Origin of the sequence: Xylophilus sp., from assembly GCA_009914555.1 — a bacterium.
In the GTDB taxonomy this organism is placed as follows: Bacteria; Pseudomonadota; Gammaproteobacteria; order Burkholderiales; family Burkholderiaceae_C; genus WNDY01.
In genome coordinates, this window is the sequence record WNDY01000006.1 from 36,212 (window position 1) to 53,112 (window position 16,901).

Genomic DNA, 16,901 nt, shown 5'->3' on the forward strand with positions numbered 1-16,901 from the left:
CTGGCACGTGCGCGGCTCAGACCAGCGGACGCCGCGCAAGGGCCGCCCCGCAACGCTGGCGTCGCCCCCCTTCCCGGAGCGCAAAGCGCGTAGAGAGAAGGGGGAGCGGCGCAGCCGCTCGGGGGGATGCTCTAACGTTTCTGCCGGTACTTGCGCAGCGCGGCGATCTGCGCGGCCAGGGCCACGAGCTCGTTCTGCGCCTTGGCCAGGTCCAGTTCGTTCTTGGCGTGCTTGAGGGCTTCCTCGGCGGCACGCTGGGCCTCGTTGGCCTTGGCCTCGTCGAGGTCCTTGCCGCGGATGGCGGTGTCGGACAGCACGGTCACGCGGTCGGGCTGCACCTCAAGGATGCCGCCGGCGACGAAGACGAATTCCTCGTTGCCCTCGGCCGTCTCGATGCGCACCGAGCCGGGCTTGATGCGCGTGATCAGCGGCGTGTGGCGCGGGTAGATGCCGAGCTCGCCGACCTCGCCGGGCAGGGACACGAAGCGTGCCTCGCCCGAGAAGATCTGCTCCTCGGCGCTCACCACGTCGACGTGGATGGTGTTTGCCATGTCGTGCCTCTCAGGCAGCCAGCTTCTGGGCCTTCTCGATGGCCTCGTCGATGGTGCCGACCATGTAGAAGGCCTGCTCCGGCAGGTGGTCGACCTCGCCGTTCACGATGGACTTGAAGCCGCGGATGGTCTCGGCCAGCGACACGTACTTGCCCGGCGAACCAGTGAACACCTCGGCCACGTGGAACGGCTGCGACAGGAAGCGCTGGATCTTGCGGGCGCGGGCCACGGCCAGCTTGTCCTCGGGCGAGAGTTCGTCCATGCCCAGGATGGCGATGATGTCGCGCAGTTCCTTGTAGCGCTGCAGGATGCCCTGCACCGAGCGGGCGACCTGGTAGTGCTCCTCGCCGACCACGTTCGGGTCCAGCTGGCGCGAGGTCGAGTCCAGCGGGTCTACGGCCGGGTAGATGCCCAGCGAGGCGATGTCGCGCGACAGCACCACGGTGGAATCCAGGTGGGCGAAGGTCGTGGCAGGCGACGGATCGGTCAAGTCGTCGGCCGGCACGTAGACGGCCTGGATCGAGGTGATCGAGCCGACCTTGGTCGAGGTGATGCGCTCCTGCAGGCGGCCCATTTCCTCGGCCAGCGTCGGCTGGTAGCCCACGGCGGACGGCATGCGGCCCAGTAGCGCGGACACTTCGGTGCCGGCCAGCGTGTAGCGGTAGATGTTGTCCACGAAGAACAGCACGTCGCGGCCTTCGTCGCGGAACGACTCGGCGATGGTGAGGCCGGTCAGGGCCACGCGCAGGCGGTTGCCCGGAGGCTCGTTCATCTGGCCGTAGACCATGGCCACCTTGGACTCGCCGAGGTTCTCCAGGTTCACGACGCCGGAATCGGCCATCTCATGGTAGAAGTCGTTGCCCTCGCGGGTGCGCTCGCCCACACCGGCGAACACCGACAGGCCGCTGTGGGCCTTGGCGATGTTGTTGATGAGCTCCATCATGTTGACGGTCTTGCCCACGCCCGCGCCGCCGAACAGGCCCACCTTGCCGCCCTTGGCGAACGGTGCGATCAGGTCGATCACCTTGATGCCGGTCTCCAGCAGTTCCTGCGACGGGCTCAGCTCGTCGTAGGCCGGCGGCTTGCGGTGGATCGACGCGGTGAGATCCTGGTCCACCGGGCCGCGCTCGTCGATCGGGTTGCCCAGCACGTCCAGAATGCGGCCGAGGGTAGCCTTGCCGACCGGCACCGTGATCGGCGCGCCGGTGTTGGTCACCTGCAGGCCGCGGCGCAGGCCGTCGGAGGAACCGAGGGCAATCGTGCGCACCACGCCGTTGCCGAGCTGCTGCTGGACTTCGAGCGTCAGCGGCGAGCCTTCGAGCTTGAGGGCGTCGTAGACGCGGGGCAGCTTGTCGCGCGGGAATTCCACGTCCACCACCGCGCCGATGGTCTGGACGATCTTGCCCTGAACGCCGGCATTCACCGGGGTGTTGTCTTGAGCCATGTCTTTTGCTCCAAAAATTGAAACCAGCCGAGTCCGTCGCGCTGCGCGCGTCAGACGGCCGCTGCCCCGCCGACGATCTCCGAAAGCTCCTTCGTGATCGCCGCCTGGCGCGTCTTGTTGTAGACCAGCTTGAGTTCGCTGATGAGGTTGCCGGCGCTGTCGGTCGCGGCCTTCATGGCCACCATGCGCGCCGATTGCTCGGATGCGATGTTCTCGGCCACGGCCTGGTAGATCAGCGACTCCACGTAGCGCACCAGCAGTTCGTCGATGACGGTCTGCGCGTCGGGCTCGTAGAGGTAGTCCCAGCGGAGGTCGCCCTCCTTCACCGCGAGCGCGTCGGCCTTCAGCGGCAGCAGCTGCTCGACCACGGCCTCCTGGCGCATCGTGTTGATGAAGCGCGTATAGCTCAGGTAGACCGCGCTGATGCGGCCTTCGGCATAGGCGTCGAGCAGCACCTTGACCGGCCCGATGAGCCGTTCGAGGTGCGGCGTGTCGCCGAGCTGCGTGACCTGCGAGACCACCTTGGCGCCGATGCGGTTGAGGAAGCCGAGCCCCTTGCCGCCGATCGCCACCGTCTCCACGCCCGTGCCTGCGGCCTGCAGCTCGCGCAGCTTGGCCGTGACGACGCGCAGCACGTTGGTGTTGAGGCCGCCGCACAGGCCCTTGTCGGTCGTCACGACGATCAGGCCGGCGGCCTTGGCGTCGTTGGACTGCAGGAACGTGTGCGTGTACTCCGGGGTGGCTTCGCCGAGGTTGGCCGCGATGGCACGGATCTTCTCGCTGTACGGGCGGGCAGCGCGCATGCGCTCCTGCGCCTTGCGCATCTTGGAGACCGAGACCATTTCCATAGCCTTGGTGATCTTCTTCGTGTTCTCGAAGCTCTTGATCTTGCCGCGTATTTCCTTGCCTGTTGCCATCGATGGCTCCTTGCGTTGTCGACGCCGGGATCAGGCGAAGGACTTCTTGAACGCGGCGATCGCGTCGCTCAGCTGGGCTTCGGAATCCTTGTCGAGCGCCTTCTTCTCCTCCAGCGTGGCGAGCAGCGCGCCGTGGCTGGACTTGAGGAACTGGTGCAGGCCGTGTTCGAACTCCAGCACCTTGTCGACCGCCACGTCGTCGAGGAAGCCCTTGTTCGCTGCGTAGAGCGAAGCGCCCATCAGCGAGATCGGCAGCGGCGAGTACTGGGGCTGCTTGAGCAGTTCGGTCACGCGGGCGCCGCGGTCGAGCTGGCGGCGGGTGGCCGGGTCCAGGTCGGAAGCGAACTGCGCGAACGCAGCCAGCTCACGGTACTGCGCCAGGTCGGTACGGATGCCGCCGGACAGGTTCTTGATCAGCTTGGTCTGCGCGGCACCGCCGACGCGCGACACCGAGATACCCGCGTTGATGGCGGGACGGATGCCGGCGTTGAACAGCGAGGTTTCCAGGAAGATCTGGCCGTCGGTGATCGAGATCACGTTGGTCGGCACGAACGCGGACACGTCGCCGGCCTGGGTCTCGATGATCGGCAGCGCGGTCAGCGAGCCGGTCTTGCCCTTCACTTCGCCGTGGGTGAGCTTCTCGACGTAGTCGGCGTTCACGCGGGCGGCGCGCTCGAGCAGGCGGCTGTGGAGATAGAACACGTCGCCGGGGAAGGCTTCGCGGCCCGGCGGGCGGCGCAGCAGCAGCGAGACCTGGCGGTAGGCCACGGCCTGCTTGGACAGGTCGTCGTAGACGATCAGGGCGTCCTGGCCGCGGTCGCGGAAGTACTCGCCCATGGTGGTGCCGGAGTAGGCGGCCACGTACTGCAGCGCGGCCGAATCGGAGGCCGAAGCGGCCACGACGATGGTGTACTCCAGCGCGCCGGCCTGCTCCAGGGCACGCACGACGTTCTTGATCGAGGAAGCCTTCTGGCCGATCGCGACGTAGACCGCGATCACGCCCTGGCCCTTCTGGGCGATGATGGCGTCGATGGCCACGGCCGTCTTGCCGGTCTGGCGGTCGCCGATGATCAGCTCGCGCTGGCCGCGGCCGATCGGCACGGTGGCATCGACGGCCTTCAGGCCGGTCTGCAGCGGCTGATCCACCGACTGGCGCGCGATCACGCCCGGAGCGACCTTCTCGATCACGTCGGTCAGCTTGGCGTTGATGGGGCCCTTGCCGTCGATCGGCTGGCCCAGCGGGTTCACCACGCGGCCGATGAGCTCGGGGCCGACCGGCACTTCGAGGATGCGGCCCGTCGTCTTGACGGTGTCGCCTTCGGAGATGTGCTCGTAGGGGCCCAGGATCACGACGCCGACGGAGTCGCGCTCGAGGTTGAGCGCCAGGCCGGTGGTCGGCGAGCCGTCGGGTGCGGCCGGGAATTCGAGGGCTTCGCCCTGCTGCACGTCGGAGATGCCGTGCACGCGCACGATGCCGTCGGTCACCGAAATCACGGTGCCCTGGTTGCGGATGTCGGCGCTCGGGGCCAGCCCTTCGATGCGGCTCTTGATGAGTTCGGAGATTTCTGCGGGATTGAGTGACGACATGACTCTTTCCTTGTGTCTTTGTGGGGCCGTGCCTGGCAGCCGTCAGGCGGTCAGGGCGGCTTGCAGTTGTTCGAGGCGGGCTTTGACGGAGGTGTCGAGCACTTCATCGCCCACCACCACGCGCACGCCGGCGATGAGCGCGTCATCGGGGCGGACGGTGACGTTGAGCGTGCGGCCGAAACGCTTCTCGAGCGAAGCCTTCAGGTCGGCCAGCGCATCGCCCTCGATCGGGAAGGCGCTGTAGACGACGGCATCGGACGAGCCGCTGCGCGCGTTGACGAGTGCCCGGAACTGGGCCGCCACCTCGGGCAGGGCCGCGATGCGGCCGTTGTCGATCACGGTGCGCAGGAAATTCCGTGCCGCATCCGGCAGCGCCGAGCGCGCCACGCCCGAGAACACGTCAAACACCTGGTCCGGCGTGACCTTCGGATTGTCGGCGAACTGGCGCAGCGCCGGGTCGGCGGCAATGGCTCCGAGCTCCTCCACCCACGCGACCGTGCCGGCCAGGTCGGAGGAGGCACCCTGCGCGGTGCTGGCCTGGAACAGGGCGTCGGCGTAGGGACGGGCAATGGTGGCGAGTTCGGCCATGGCAGTGCAGTCCTCTTACAGCTCGGTCTTCAGGCGGTTCAGCAGGTCGGCATGGACGCCGGCGTTCACTTCCTTGCGGAGGATCTGCTCGGCACCCTTGACGGCCAGCGTCGCGACCTCGTCGCGCAGCGCTTCGCGCGCGCGCGCGCTCTGCTGCTCGGCTTCGGCGCGTGCGGCGGCGACGATCTTCTCGCCTTCCGCGGTAGCACGGGCCTTGGCTTCTTCGATGATCGCCTGGGCACGGCGCTCGGCGTCCGCCAGGCGCTGCGTGGTTTCGCTGCGGGTCTGGGCCAGTTCCTGCTCGACGCGCTGGTTGGCGGCGGCGAGTTCGGACTTGGCGCGATCCGCGGCAGCGAGACCCTCGGCGATTTTCTGTGCTCGCTCGTCCAGCGCCTTCGCGATCGGGGGCCACACGAACTTCGTCGTGAACAGCACCAGGATCAGGAAGACGATGGCCTGGACGAACAGGGTCGCGTTGATGCTCACGGCAACACCTCTTTGTCAGTGGTGTGGGCCGGGATCAGCCTGCGAGTGCAGCGATGAAGGGGTTGGCGTAGGCGAACAGCAGGGCGATGGCCACGCCGATCAGGAAGGCGGCGTCGATCAGGCCGGCCAGGATGAACAGCTTGGTCTGCAGTTCGTTGATCAGCTCGGGCTGGCGAGCCGAGGCCTCCAGGTACTTGCCGCCCACCAGGGCGATGCCGATGGAGGCGCCGATGGCGCCCAGACCCACGATGAGACCGGCAGCCAGCGCGACGAGACCGAGAACGTTTTCCATGATGACTCCTAGGATGGATGGAAGGTGGATTGAGAAAGGAAGCGAAAGGGAAAAGGCGGGCTACGGAGCAGCGGGCTGCCGCTCAGTGGGCCTCGTGGGCCTGGCCCAGGTAGATCAGAGCCAGCATCATGAAGATGAACGCCTGCAGCGTGATGATCAGGATGTGGAAGATCGCCCAGATCGAGCCGGCGATGATGTGGCCCAGGGGCAGCAGCACGCCAGAAAGCGACAGCGCCGCGGCGCCGCCCATGAGGGCGATCAGCATGAACACCAGCTCGCCCGCATACATGTTGCCGAACAGCCGCATGCCATGCGACACAGTCTTGGCAACGTATTCGATGATCTGCATGGCCAGGTTGACCACGCCGAGCAGCAGCGCGAACACCGGGTTCTTGCTGGTGCCGAACGGTGCGGTCACGAGTTCGTGCGCCCAGCCGCCCAGGCCCTTGATCTTGATGTTGTAGAACAGGCACAGCAGCAGCACGGCCGACGACAGGCCGAGCGTGGTGGACAGGTCGGCCGTCGGCACGACGCGCAGGTAGGCGTGGTGCGGATCGTTGCCGGCGGCGCCGTAGACGCCCGACCAGATGGCCGGAAGCAGGTCGACCGGCAGCATGTCCATGGCGTTCATCAGGAAGATCCAGACGAACACGGTCAGCGCCAGCGGCGCGACGAACCTGCGGCTCTGGGCGTTGTGGATGCTGGCCTTGGCCTGGTTGTCGACCATCTCGACGAGCAGTTCGACGGCGGCCTGGAAGCGGCCGGGCACGCCCGAGGTCGCCTTGCGGGCAGCCAGCCAGAACACGAACAGGCCGATCACGCCGAGCACCGAGCTGACGATGATGGAGTCGATGTTGACCACCGAGAAGTCGATGATGGACTTCTGCTTGATGTTCTGAAGATGCTGCAGGTGGTGAACGATGTATTCACTTGCAGTCGGGGCGTGCGCTTCTGCGGCCATCTTTCAACTCTTGTCTTTTCCACTCGGTTTCAGGACACCGGACGGGAACAGCAGCCCTATCCAGTACGTTTTCATTGTCACGACCATTCCCGCCAGCAGCGCCAGCCAGCTCAGCCCCGGCACCAGCCGGGGCGCTGCCGCGAGCAACGCCACGGCCAGCACGATCTTCGCCATCTCCCACATGAAGAAGCCCGCCGCCGCCGCGCCCGCGCTGGCCGCTCCACGCTGGCGCGCGAGCCCGCGCACGAACAGCATCGATGGAACGACCACGGCCAGCGCACCATAGGCGGCCGACCAGCCCGCAGCACTGCGCCCCGCGATCCAGCCGACGACGACTGCCGCCAGCGCGCCCACGAAAGTCTGCAGAACGATCACCCTCCAGGGAGACTGGACCGGGTGCCGCGTTCGCCACTGCTGCGCTTCCTGCGCACTCAGGGGCTTGAAATCGGCAACCTCGGCCTCGACATCGGTTTGCGGGGCGATTATTGTCATCGTTGGTTACGCCCGGGTTACGACCGAAATCTCCACAAAGCCCTTGATTATAAGTATGAACACGCATGCTCCGGCCATAACCCAGGGGTGTGCTGGTCAAATTCGTCCACGGCGAGTCGCTCGTGCGACAAGCCACAATCCGGCCCTTCCGCCTTCCCGCGCCATGACCCAGAACACCGCCTCCCGCCAGGACTCGCTCATCGAGTACCCCTCGCTCTTCCCGATCAAAGTGATGGGCGCGAACGTGGACGGCTTCGTGCATGCGGTCACCCAGATCGCCAGGCGCTTCGACCCGGACTTCGACGCCGCCACGATCGAGCTGCGCGACAGCAAGGCGGGCAACTACCTCGGCATCACCATCACGGTCACGGCCACCAGCCGCCAGCAGCTCGACGACCTCTACCGCGCCCTGACCTCGCACGAACTCGTGAAGGTGGTGCTCTGAACATGGCGGCGCCGCTCGCGCCGCAGGTGCTCGGCCGGGTGGACTACGCGGCCGCCTACGACGCGATGCGCAGCTTCAGCGCGGCGCGCACCGCCGGGACCGACGACGCGCTCTGGCTCTGCGAGCATCCCCCGGTCTTCACCCAGGGGCTCGCGGGCCGGGCCGGCCACCTGCTCGCGCCGGGCGACATCCCGGTGGTGCAGACCGACCGCGGCGGCCAGGTCACCTACCACGGCCCGGGCCAGGTCGTGGCCTATCCGCTGCTGGACCTGCGGCGCGCCGGCTACTTCGTGAAGGAATACGTCTTCCGCATCGAGGAGGCCGTGCTGTCCACCCTCGCCCACTACGGCGTGACCGGCTACCGCGTCGCGGGTGCGCCCGGCATCTACGTGCGGCTCGACGGCCCCTTCTCGCACGCTGCCCTGCAAGGCCCGCAGCCCGCAGGCGACCCGTTCCGCGGCCTCGGCAAGATCGCCGCGCTGGGCATCAAGGTCAGCCGCCACTGCAGCTACCACGGCGTGGCGCTCAACGTGGCGATGGACCTGCAACCCTTCGGCCGCATCAACCCTTGCGGTTACGCAGGGCTTGCGACGGTGGACCTTTCTACAATCGGCGTCCATACCACCTGGCAAGAAGCCGCCGACGTGCTGGGCAAGAAGCTCGCCGCCCGGCTCGCCCCCTGACCGAGCTTTTCCATGAGCACCACCGAAGTCGTCCGCGAGGCGCAGCGCCTTGCCAACTACAACCCCCTGGCCAAGCAGAAGGCCGCGGCCAAGCTCGCACGCATTCCGGTGCGCGTCGAGCAGGGCGAGGTGCTCCGGAAGCCGGACTGGATCCGCGTGAAGGCCGGCAGCCCGACCACGCGCTTCTACGAGATCAAGGAGATCCTGCGCGAGAACAAACTGCACACGGTCTGCGAGGAAGCCTCCTGCCCCAACATCGGCGAATGCTTCGGCAAGGGCACGGCCACCTTCATGATCATGGGCGACAAGTGCACCCGCCGCTGCCCGTTCTGCGACGTGGGTCACGGCCGCCCCGACCCGCTCGACCAGGACGAGCCGCTGAATCTGGCGAAGACCATCGCCCAACTGCGCCTGAAGTACGTGGTGATCACCAGCGTGGACCGCGACGACCTGCGCGACGGCGGCTCGGGCCACTTCGTCGAGTGCATCCGGCGCACGCGCGAACTCTCGCCGGCGACGCAGATCGAGATCCTGGTGCCCGACTTCCGCGGCCGCGACGACCGCGCGCTGCAGATCCTCCAGGCCGCGCCGCCCGACGTGATGAATCACAACATCGAGACCGTGCCGCGCCTCTACAAGGAAGCGCGCCCGGGTTCGGACTATCGGTTCAGCCTGAACCTGCTGAAGAAGTTCAAGGCGCTGCACCCCACCGTGCCGACCAAGAGCGGCCTGATGGTGGGCCTGGGCGAGACCGACGAGGAGATCCTCGACGTGATGCGCGACATGCGCGCCCATGACATCGACATGCTGACCATCGGCCAATATCTGGCGCCATCCAACAGCCACCTTCCGGTGCGCCGCTACGTGCACCCGGACACGTTCAGGATGTTCGAGGAGCGGGCCTACGCAATGGGCTTCACCCACGCGGCCGTGGGCGCAATGGTGCGGTCGAGCTACCACGCGGACCAGCAGGCGGAGCACGTGCTGGCCGCGCAGCCGGCGGCCTGAGAACACGTTCGGGGCGCTCCCCGGGCCGGGCCGGGGACAAGAAAACCCGGAGGCGGCCCGGCTGCCGACGCGGAGCGCCACGCGGCAGCGGTCGCTGGTCCCGGCAGCCCGTGCGCCGCGATGCGGCTGCGTAGACGGCGCCCGCACGACGATCGCGCCGCGCTGGCCGTCGAAGTCGCTCATGCTGCGCGCCCGGGCCAGGTGTCGTAGTCCTGCATCGCGGTGACGGGGCGGGGCTGCGAACCCGGCCCCAGCCGGCCAGCGTTTCGGTCACGTCCAGATCGACCCGGCGGTCGCTCCACGATCCGGCGCTTCTTGAGCGCCGACTCCAGCGTGCGCGGCGGCTTTCGGTCGTCGTGCTGCCGGTGCGGGACGGCGGCCCACATGAAATCATTCTCATTTATTCTTGCGTCCGCGCATGTGCTTATGCGCAGGCCGCCGCCGTGCGCCCGCCGCCGGCGGCCGGCCCGTGTCACCATGCATGCCGCCCTCGTCCCTCGTTTCCACAGAAAGGAGTTCTCCATGGCCAACGATCTTCCCGGCGCCGGCGCGGCCCCTTCCGCCCCGGCCTCCTCCGCTTCCGTCTCCTCCGGCGGGCTGCTGCCACCCGGCGCCCTGGGGCGCCACTGGGGCTGGATCGCGCTGCGCGGCGTGGCCGCACTGGTGTTCGGCGTGCTCGCGTTCGTGCTGCCGGGGCTCACGCTCGCGGTGCTCGTGACCGTCTGGGGCGTCTATGCGCTGATCGACGGCGTGCTCGCGCTTGTGGCCGGGCTGCGCATCCGCGACGCCGGGCGGCCGCTGTGGTCGCTCGTCGTCGTCGGGCTGCTCGGCATCGCCGCGGGCGTGGTCGCGCTGCTGTGGCCCGGCATCACGGCGCTGACGCTGGTCCTCATCATCGGCGTCTGGTCGGTGGCGATCGGCGTGTTCCAGATCGTCGCGGCCGTGCACCTCCGCAAGGAGATCGCCGGCGAATGGCTGCATGCGCTCTCGGGGCTGCTGTCGATCGTGTTCGGCGCCTTCGTGCTGGTGGCGCCGGGGGCCGGCGCGCTGGCCCTGGTCTGGGTGATCGCGGGCTACGCCGTGGTCTTCGGCGTGCTGCTGCTGGGCTTGGCGCTGCGGCTGCGCCGCCAGCAGCGCGCCTGATACACCCTCCTGTAGCTTTCCATAGCGGGCGCGAGCCGGCCGCTATGGGCATATACCCCCGTAGATCCTGCGCGTCGGCGCCCGACGCCCCGTGCGGCGCAGCCGGTCCGCGCGCATGTAAACCCCAGGTAAATGCAAATTGTTTTTATCTGGGGCGCCTAGAATGCGCCCGTTCCCGCTCTTCCCCCTCTGGCCTGCTCCGGCCGCGCCACCGTCCCGGCGCTGCGCCGTCCGCAGCGCTTTCCGACCGCATGGACGTTCCGCACGACAACCGCCGCCGCGCCTACTGGCTCAAGACGCTGCACGAATGGCACTGGGTCAGCTCCGCGCTGTGCCTCGTCGCCATGCTGCTGTTCACGGTGACCGGCTTCACGCTCAACCATGCGGCGCAGATCGAGGCGAGGCCGCAGGTGACGCGCCGGCAGGCCACCGTGCCGCCCGCGCTGCGCCAGGCGCTGGCGCGGCAGGCCGCGAAGGCCGGCAAGCGCGACCCCGCGCCCGCCGCGCTGGCCGGCTGGACGCGCGCGCAGTGGGGCATCGACGCGACCGGCCGCGAGGCCGAATGGTCGGCCGACGAGATCTACGTCGCCCTGCCCCGCCCCGGCGGCGACGCCTGGCTGCGCGTGGGACTGGAGGACGGCGAGGCCGAGTACGAGTCGACCGACCGCGGCTGGATCTCCTACGTCAACGACCTGCACCAGGGCCGCAACACCGGCGCGGCCTGGCGCTGGTTCATCGACATCCTCGCAGGGGCCTGCCTGGTGTTCACCGTCACCGGGCTCTTCATCCTGAAGATGCATGCGGCCAAGCGCCCGTTCACTTGGCCGGTAGCCGGGCTCGGGCTGCTCATCCCGCTGCTGCTCGCGCTGCTCCTCATCCACTAGAGAAACCCAGAAGCAACCTGCCTATGAACGCGCCCTCCTCCTCCCTGCCCCGCCTGCGCTACACCGCCGCGCTCGGCACCTGGCTCGCCGCCGGCCCCGTGCTGGCCGCCGGCCTCGACGTGAACGTGGAGATCCCGCGCCTGAACGTGGCCGAGTACCACCGCCCCTACGTGGCCGTGTGGATCGAGCGCACCGACAACACCGTGGCCTCGACGCTGGCCGTCTGGTACGAGGTCAAGAAGCGCGACGACGAAGGCGCCAAGTGGCTCAAGGACCTGCGCCAGTGGTGGCGCCGCACCGGCCGCGACCTGGCCGTGCCGATCGACGGCGTGACCGGCCCGACCCGCCCGGCCGGCAGCCATGCGCTGTCGTTCACCGAAGGCGCGGGCGCGCTCGCGAAGCTGCCGGCCGGCGACTACCGGCTGGTGGTCGAGGCCGCGCGCGAAGTCGGCGGCCGCGAGGTCGTGGCCATCCCGTTCCAGTGGCCTGCGGCCAAGGCGCAGTCATCGCCGCTCGCCGCCCAGGGATCGAGCGAACTCGGCGCCGTGCGCCTCGAACTCAAGCCCTGAACTCCTTCTTCCGCCCCCATCCGACAAGAGCCACGACATGCAACTGCTTGCCCGCACCCGTACCGCCCTCGGCGCCGCCGCCGCCCTGCTGCTGGGCGCCGTCGCCCCGGCCCAGGCCCACAACGTCTGGCTGCTGCCCTCGTCCACCGTGCTGTCGAAGGCCGAATGGATCACGGTGGACGCCGCCGTCTCCAACGACATCTTCTTCTTCAACCACGTCCCCCTCGGCCTCGAAGGCCTGGCCGTGACCGCGCCGGACGGCAGCAGCGTCGCCGCCGAGAACGTGCACCGCGGCAGGCTGCGCAGCGTGTTCGACCTGAACCTCACGCAGACCGGCACCTACCGCGTCGCCGTGATCAACGGCGGCCTGTTCGCCAGCTACAAGGACAAGAGCGGCGCGCCCAGGCGCTGGCGCGGCACGGCCGAGAGGTTCGCCGCCGAGATCCCGGCCGACGCGCAGGACCTCAACGTGACCCAGTCGGCCGGCCGCATCGAGACCTTCGTGACCGTCGGCAAGCCCAGCGCCCTCCGGCCGACCGGCCAGGGCCTGGAACTGGTGCCGGTGACCCACCCGAACGACCTGGTCAAGGGCGAGAAGTCCACGTTCGCGCTGCACATCGACGGTCGCCCGGCCGCCGGCCTGGACGTGGCGATCGTCGCCGCCGGCACCCGCTGGCGCGACAAGATCGGCGAGATCAAGGCCACCACCGACAGCGCCGGCCAGTTCAGCGTGACCTGGCCTGCCGCCGGCTACTACTGGATCGACGCCGACGCCAAGGACAACAAGACCTCGCTGCCGCAGGCCAGGGAGCGCCGCCTGTCGTACAGCGGCACGGTCGAAGTCCTGCCTTGACCCGCCACCGCCGGTGACCCTCTCGCTGCGCTATGGCGGCCTGCTCACGCAGCCGCTGCCCGGAAGCTTCGCGCACTCGCCGGCCGCGCCGGGCGACACGCTGCCGCGCCGGGCCGACCCGGCCACGCTGCATACGCTGGCCGGGCGCACGATGGGCACGACCTGGAGCGTGCGGCTGACCAACCCCGGCTTCGCGCCGCTGGCACCGGCGCGCACGGCCATCGAGGCCGCGCTGGCCGAGGTCGTCGCCCAGATGAGCCACTGGGAGCCGGCATCGGACCTCTCGCGCTTCAACCACGCGCCGGCCGGCAGCTGGCATCGGCTGCCGGCCCCCTTCTTCACTGTGCTGTCCTGCGCGCTCCAGTGGTCGCGCGACAGCGGCGGCGCCTGGGACCCGACCGTCGGCCCGCTGGTCGCCGCCTGGGGCTTCGGCCCGCGGCCCGATCCGCTGGCGCCGCATGCGGGCGGTCTGCCCGGCGCGGATGCGCTCGCCGCGGCCCGTGCGCGTGTCGGCGGCCACCGGATCGGGCTGCGGACCGACGAGGACGGCAGCCGCTGGGCCCGGCAGCCGGGCGGCGCGGCGCTGGATTTCTCCGGCATCGCCAAGGGCTTCGCGGTCGACCAGGTCGCCGCGGCGCTGCGCGCGGCGGGCTTCAACCAGTTCCTCGTCGAGGTCGGCGGCGAACTGCGCGCGGCCGGACAGCGCCCCGACGGCGCGCCCTGGCGCGTGGCCATCGCCACCCTGCCCGGCCAGGCGCCGCGCGCGCTGGTGCTGGCCGACCGGGCCGTCGCCACCTCGGGCGACCACTTCCATGTGTTCGAGCACGGCGGCGAGCGCTTCTCGCACACCATCGACCCGCGCACCGGCACGCCTGTGCGCCATGCGCTGGCCAGCATCACCGTGCTGCATGCCGACTGCATGCAGGCCGATGCGCTCGCCACCGTGCTGACCGTGCTCGGCCCCGAGGAGGGCCTGGCCTGGGCCGAGGAACGCGGCATCGCGGCGCTGTTCTGCGAACGCGCCATCGGTGGGCCGGTGCTGCGGGCCACGCGCAGCTTCCCGCCGGCCAGCTGACCATACTCCCCCCACAAACATCCCCTGCCGGGCGCAATCCGCCCGCTACGGACTGATACTCTTGACAGTACGCTACATCCTCGCCGGCGCCGCAGTGCTGCTCTATGGGCTGCTGTGCGCCGCCATCGCCTGGCGCGAACACCGTTGCCGGGCCCAGGCCCGCGCCGCGGCCGCCGCGCTGGCCCCGGCGCGCGACGGCGTGACGCCGCTGCTGGTTGCCTTTGCCAGCCAGACCGGCCATGCGGAGGAGATCGCCTGGGAAACCGCTCGCCTGCTGCACGCCGCCGGCGAGCCGGTGGATGTGCGACCGCTCGATGACGTCGACGCGGCCGTGCTGGCCGCAGCCGGCCGCGCGCTGTTCGTCGTCAGCACCTACGGCGAAGGCGACGCGCCGGACAACGCCGCCGGTTTTGCCGACCTGCTGGCCGCCGCGCCGCCCGCTGCGCTGGCCGGGCTGCGGTACGGCCTGCTGGCGCTCGGCGACCGCGAATACGCCCGGTTCTGCGGCTTCGGCCGCCAGCTCGACCGCTGGCTGCGCACGGGCGGCGCCACGCCGTGGTTCGACGCGCTGGAGATGGACGGCATCGATGCCGCCACGCTGCGCCACTGGCGCCAGCAGCTGGGCCACGTCGCCGTGCTCGACGAATCCGCGCAGGCGCCGGCCTGGGAAGCCGGCGCGCCGTTCGCCGCCTGGACGCTGGCCGAACGCCGCCTGCTCAACCCCGGCAGCCAGGGCGGCCCGGTGTACCACATCGAACTCGCGCCGCCGGCCGGCGGGACGGCGCCGCAGTGGGAATCCGGCGACCTCGTCCAGGTGCAGCTGCCGGACGACGCGGCCCATCCGCGCGACTACTCGATCGCCTCCCTCGCCGCCGACGGCCGGGTCCACCTGCTGGTGCGCCTGGCGCGGCGCGAGGACGGCACGCCGGGCCGGGCATCGCACTGGCTCACCACCGGCGCGCCGCCGGGCGGCGCCGTCGCGCTGCGGCTGCGCGCGCACCGCAGCTTCCGGCTGGAGGACAACGCCGCGCGCCCGCTGATCCTGATCGGCAACGGCACCGGTCTGGCCGGCCTGCGCGGCCACCTGCGCGCCCGCGCGGCCGCGGGCGCCGCGGCGAACTGGCTGGTCTTCGGCGAGCGGCAGCGGGCGCACGACTTCCACCACCGCGGCGAGATCGCGGCCTGGCAGGCTGCCGGCCATCTGGCACGTCTGGACCTGGCCTTCTCGCGCGACGGCGCCGAACGCGTCTACGTGCAGGACCGCCTGCGCGAAGCCGCCGGCACGCTGCGCGACTGGGTGGTGCAGCGCGGCGCGGCCATCTACGTCTGCGGCAGCCTGCAGGGCATGGCCCAGGGCGTGGACGACGCCCTGCGGGCGGCGCTGGGCGAAGAACGGATGGCGATGCTCACGCGCAGCGGGCGCTACCGGCGCGACGTGTACTGAACGCAGACCCTCACCCCGGCCCTCGCCCGCACGCGGGAGAGGGTGCGGAAACGGAAAAGCGCCGCCGACGCGGGGCCTGGATCAGTCCGCCTGCTTGCGCAGGAACGCCGGGATCTCCAGGTCGTCCATGCCGCCCGAGGACAGCGCATCGACGCGCGCCGCCGCCTGGCTGCGGTTGGTGCGCCAGACGCTGGGCACGGCCATGCTGCCGTAGTCCGCGCCCTGCACGCCGCCGGGCGCTGCACCGCCGGCGGCGCCGGACAGGCTGTAGGCCACGTTGTCGGTGCCGGTGCGCAGCACCTGCAGCGGCGGGGCCTGGCGGCGCTGGCCCTGGCGGGCCAGGCCGGTGGCCACGACGGTCACACGGATCTGGTCGCCCAGCGAATCGTCGTAGGCGGTGCCGTAGATCACGTGCGCTTCGGGCGAGGCATAGGCACGGATGGTGTTCATCGCCTTGCCGGACTCCGACAGCTTGAGGCTGCCGCGCGCAGCGGTGATCAGCACCAGCACCCCCTTGGCGCCCGACAGGTCCACGCCTTCGAGCAGCGGGCAGGCCACGGCCTGCTCGGCCGCGATGCGGGCGCGGTCCGGGCCCTCGGCCAGCGCCGTGCCCATCATGGCCTTGCCGGTCTCGCCCATGACGGTGCGCACGTCCTCGAAGTCGACGTTGATCTGGCCCGGCACGTTGATGATCTCGGCGATGCCGCCGACGGCGTTCTTCAGCACATCGTTGGCATGGGCGAAGGCCTCTTCCTGCACGATGTCGTCGCCGAGCACTTCGAGCAGCTTGTCGTTGAGCACGACGATCAGCGAATCGACGTTGGCCTCCAGTTCGGCCAGCCCCTGCTCGGCGTTGGCCATGCGCTTGGCGGCCTCGAACTCGAACGGCTTGGTGACCACGCCGACGGTGAGGATGCCCATCTCCTTGGCCACGCGCGCGATCACCGGCGCCGCGCCGGTGCCGGTGCCGCCGCCCATGCCGGCCGTGATGAACAGCATGTGCGCGCCCTCGATGGCCGCGCGGATGTCTTCGACGGCCGCTTCGGCGGCCTCGCGGCCCTTCTCGGGCTTGCTGCCCGCGCCCAGGCCGCTGGTGCCGAGCTGGATCACCTTGTGCGCGGCGCTGCGCGTGAGCGCCTGGGCGTCGGTGTTCGCGCAGATGAATTCGACGCCCTGCACGCTGCGCCCGATCATGTGATCGACGGCGTTGCCGCCGCCGCCGCCAACGCCGATCACCTTGATCTGCGTGCCCTGGTTGAACGTTTCGTCTTCGATCATTTCGATGGCCATGATGCTGAACTCCTGAATGTAATTTGCTGCTGTCGGTACAAGCGGGGGGTGGTTGGGAAAGCGGAGGTTGTCAACGATCGGTTGCTGGCAGGTGCGATGCCGGACCGACATCGGGTTCGCCGCTGGCGCCATCGCCCGGGCGGCCCGCCCTGGGCGAGCCACGGAGGGTGCGACACGCTACGGAAGAAC

At 69.7% G+C, this 16,901-nt stretch carries 19 protein-coding genes; 9 read left to right on the forward strand and 10 right to left on the reverse strand.

Going from position 1 to position 16,901, the window contains the following annotated elements; translation table 11 throughout:
- Positions 1 to 131: 131 nt before the first annotated feature.
- From GAK38_RS05215 to GAK38_RS05255, 9 genes are all read right to left on the reverse strand, one after another.
- Positions 132 to 551, reverse strand: a complete 420-nt coding sequence (locus GAK38_RS05215; protein ID WP_325342033.1) for a F0F1 ATP synthase subunit epsilon — start codon at positions 549 to 551, stop codon at positions 132 to 134.
- A gap of 10 nt (positions 552 to 561) precedes the next feature.
- The gene (gene atpD / locus GAK38_RS05220) at positions 562 to 1,995 is read right to left on the reverse strand and encodes a F0F1 ATP synthase subunit beta (RefSeq protein WP_325342035.1); all 1,434 of its coding nucleotides are present in this window, start codon (positions 1,993 to 1,995) and stop codon (positions 562 to 564) included.
- Between the two features lie 50 nt (positions 1,996 to 2,045).
- Positions 2,046 to 2,912 carry a F0F1 ATP synthase subunit gamma gene (atpG, locus tag GAK38_RS05225; RefSeq protein WP_325342037.1) on the reverse strand — a complete coding sequence of 289 codons (867 nt, stop codon included), beginning with the start codon at positions 2,910 to 2,912 and terminating at the stop codon, positions 2,046 to 2,048.
- A gap of 30 nt (positions 2,913 to 2,942) precedes the next feature.
- Positions 2,943 to 4,499 carry a F0F1 ATP synthase subunit alpha gene (gene atpA, locus GAK38_RS05230; protein WP_325342038.1) on the reverse strand — a complete coding sequence of 519 codons (1,557 nt, stop codon included), beginning with the start codon at positions 4,497 to 4,499 and terminating at the stop codon, positions 2,943 to 2,945.
- Between the two features lie 42 nt (positions 4,500 to 4,541).
- A complete protein-coding gene (locus GAK38_RS05235; RefSeq protein WP_325342040.1) occupies positions 4,542 to 5,087 on the reverse strand; it encodes a F0F1 ATP synthase subunit delta in 546 nt (181 codons plus the stop codon).
- Positions 5,088 to 5,102: 15 nt separating this feature from the next.
- On the reverse strand, positions 5,103 to 5,573 hold the full coding sequence (locus GAK38_RS05240) for a F0F1 ATP synthase subunit B (protein ID WP_325342042.1): 471 nt from the start codon (positions 5,571 to 5,573) through the stop codon (positions 5,103 to 5,105).
- Between the two features lie 34 nt (positions 5,574 to 5,607).
- A complete protein-coding gene (atpE, locus tag GAK38_RS05245) occupies positions 5,608 to 5,865 on the reverse strand; it encodes a F0F1 ATP synthase subunit C (protein WP_325342044.1) in 258 nt (85 codons plus the stop codon).
- Between the two features lie 82 nt (positions 5,866 to 5,947).
- Positions 5,948 to 6,826 (reverse strand): F0F1 ATP synthase subunit A, encoded by an 879-nt coding sequence (atpB, locus tag GAK38_RS05250; protein ID WP_325342045.1) that lies wholly within the window; start codon positions 6,824 to 6,826, stop codon positions 5,948 to 5,950.
- Between the two features lie 3 nt (positions 6,827 to 6,829).
- Positions 6,830 to 7,318 (reverse strand): ATP synthase subunit I, encoded by a 489-nt coding sequence (locus tag GAK38_RS05255; protein ID WP_325342047.1) that lies wholly within the window; start codon positions 7,316 to 7,318, stop codon positions 6,830 to 6,832.
- A gap of 163 nt (positions 7,319 to 7,481) precedes the next feature.
- Here GAK38_RS05255 and GAK38_RS05260 point away from each other — a divergent pair, with 163 nt between their 5' ends.
- From GAK38_RS05260 to GAK38_RS05300, 9 genes are all read left to right on the forward strand, one after another.
- Positions 7,482 to 7,763, forward strand: coding sequence for a YbeD family protein (locus tag GAK38_RS05260; RefSeq protein ID WP_325342049.1), 282 nt, complete (start codon positions 7,482 to 7,484; stop codon positions 7,761 to 7,763).
- A gap of 2 nt (positions 7,764 to 7,765) precedes the next feature.
- Positions 7,766 to 8,446, forward strand: coding sequence for a lipoyl(octanoyl) transferase LipB (gene lipB / locus GAK38_RS05265; protein WP_325342051.1), 681 nt, complete (start codon positions 7,766 to 7,768; stop codon positions 8,444 to 8,446).
- Positions 8,447 to 8,458: 12 nt separating this feature from the next.
- Entirely contained in the window at positions 8,459 to 9,454 is a 996-nt protein-coding gene (lipA, locus tag GAK38_RS05270; protein WP_325342052.1) for a lipoyl synthase, read from the forward strand.
- Positions 9,455 to 9,976: 522 nt separating this feature from the next.
- Entirely contained in the window at positions 9,977 to 10,597 is a 621-nt protein-coding gene (locus tag GAK38_RS05275) for an HdeD family acid-resistance protein (RefSeq protein ID WP_325342054.1), read from the forward strand.
- 251 nt (positions 10,598 to 10,848) lie between these two features.
- Positions 10,849 to 11,481 carry a PepSY-associated TM helix domain-containing protein gene (locus GAK38_RS05280; protein WP_325342056.1) on the forward strand — a complete coding sequence of 211 codons (633 nt, stop codon included), beginning with the start codon at positions 10,849 to 10,851 and terminating at the stop codon, positions 11,479 to 11,481.
- A gap of 23 nt (positions 11,482 to 11,504) precedes the next feature.
- Positions 11,505 to 12,050, forward strand: a complete 546-nt coding sequence (locus GAK38_RS05285) for a DUF2271 domain-containing protein (protein WP_325342058.1) — start codon at positions 11,505 to 11,507, stop codon at positions 12,048 to 12,050.
- A gap of 37 nt (positions 12,051 to 12,087) precedes the next feature.
- Positions 12,088 to 12,903 (forward strand): DUF4198 domain-containing protein, encoded by an 816-nt coding sequence (locus GAK38_RS05290; protein ID WP_325342060.1) that lies wholly within the window; start codon positions 12,088 to 12,090, stop codon positions 12,901 to 12,903.
- A 13-nt stretch (positions 12,904 to 12,916) separates the two neighbouring features.
- Positions 12,917 to 13,978, forward strand: coding sequence for an FAD:protein FMN transferase (locus GAK38_RS05295; RefSeq protein WP_443089155.1), 1,062 nt, complete (start codon positions 12,917 to 12,919; stop codon positions 13,976 to 13,978).
- A gap of 55 nt (positions 13,979 to 14,033) precedes the next feature.
- The gene (locus GAK38_RS05300; RefSeq protein WP_443089157.1) at positions 14,034 to 15,422 is read left to right on the forward strand and encodes a sulfite reductase subunit alpha; all 1,389 of its coding nucleotides are present in this window, start codon (positions 14,034 to 14,036) and stop codon (positions 15,420 to 15,422) included.
- 81 nt (positions 15,423 to 15,503) lie between these two features.
- On the opposite strand, the gene ftsZ is transcribed toward GAK38_RS05300, so the two are convergent.
- Positions 15,504 to 16,712, reverse strand: coding sequence for a cell division protein FtsZ (gene ftsZ, locus GAK38_RS05305; RefSeq protein WP_325342064.1), 1,209 nt, complete (start codon positions 16,710 to 16,712; stop codon positions 15,504 to 15,506).
- Between the last annotated feature and the right edge of the window lie 189 nt (positions 16,713 to 16,901).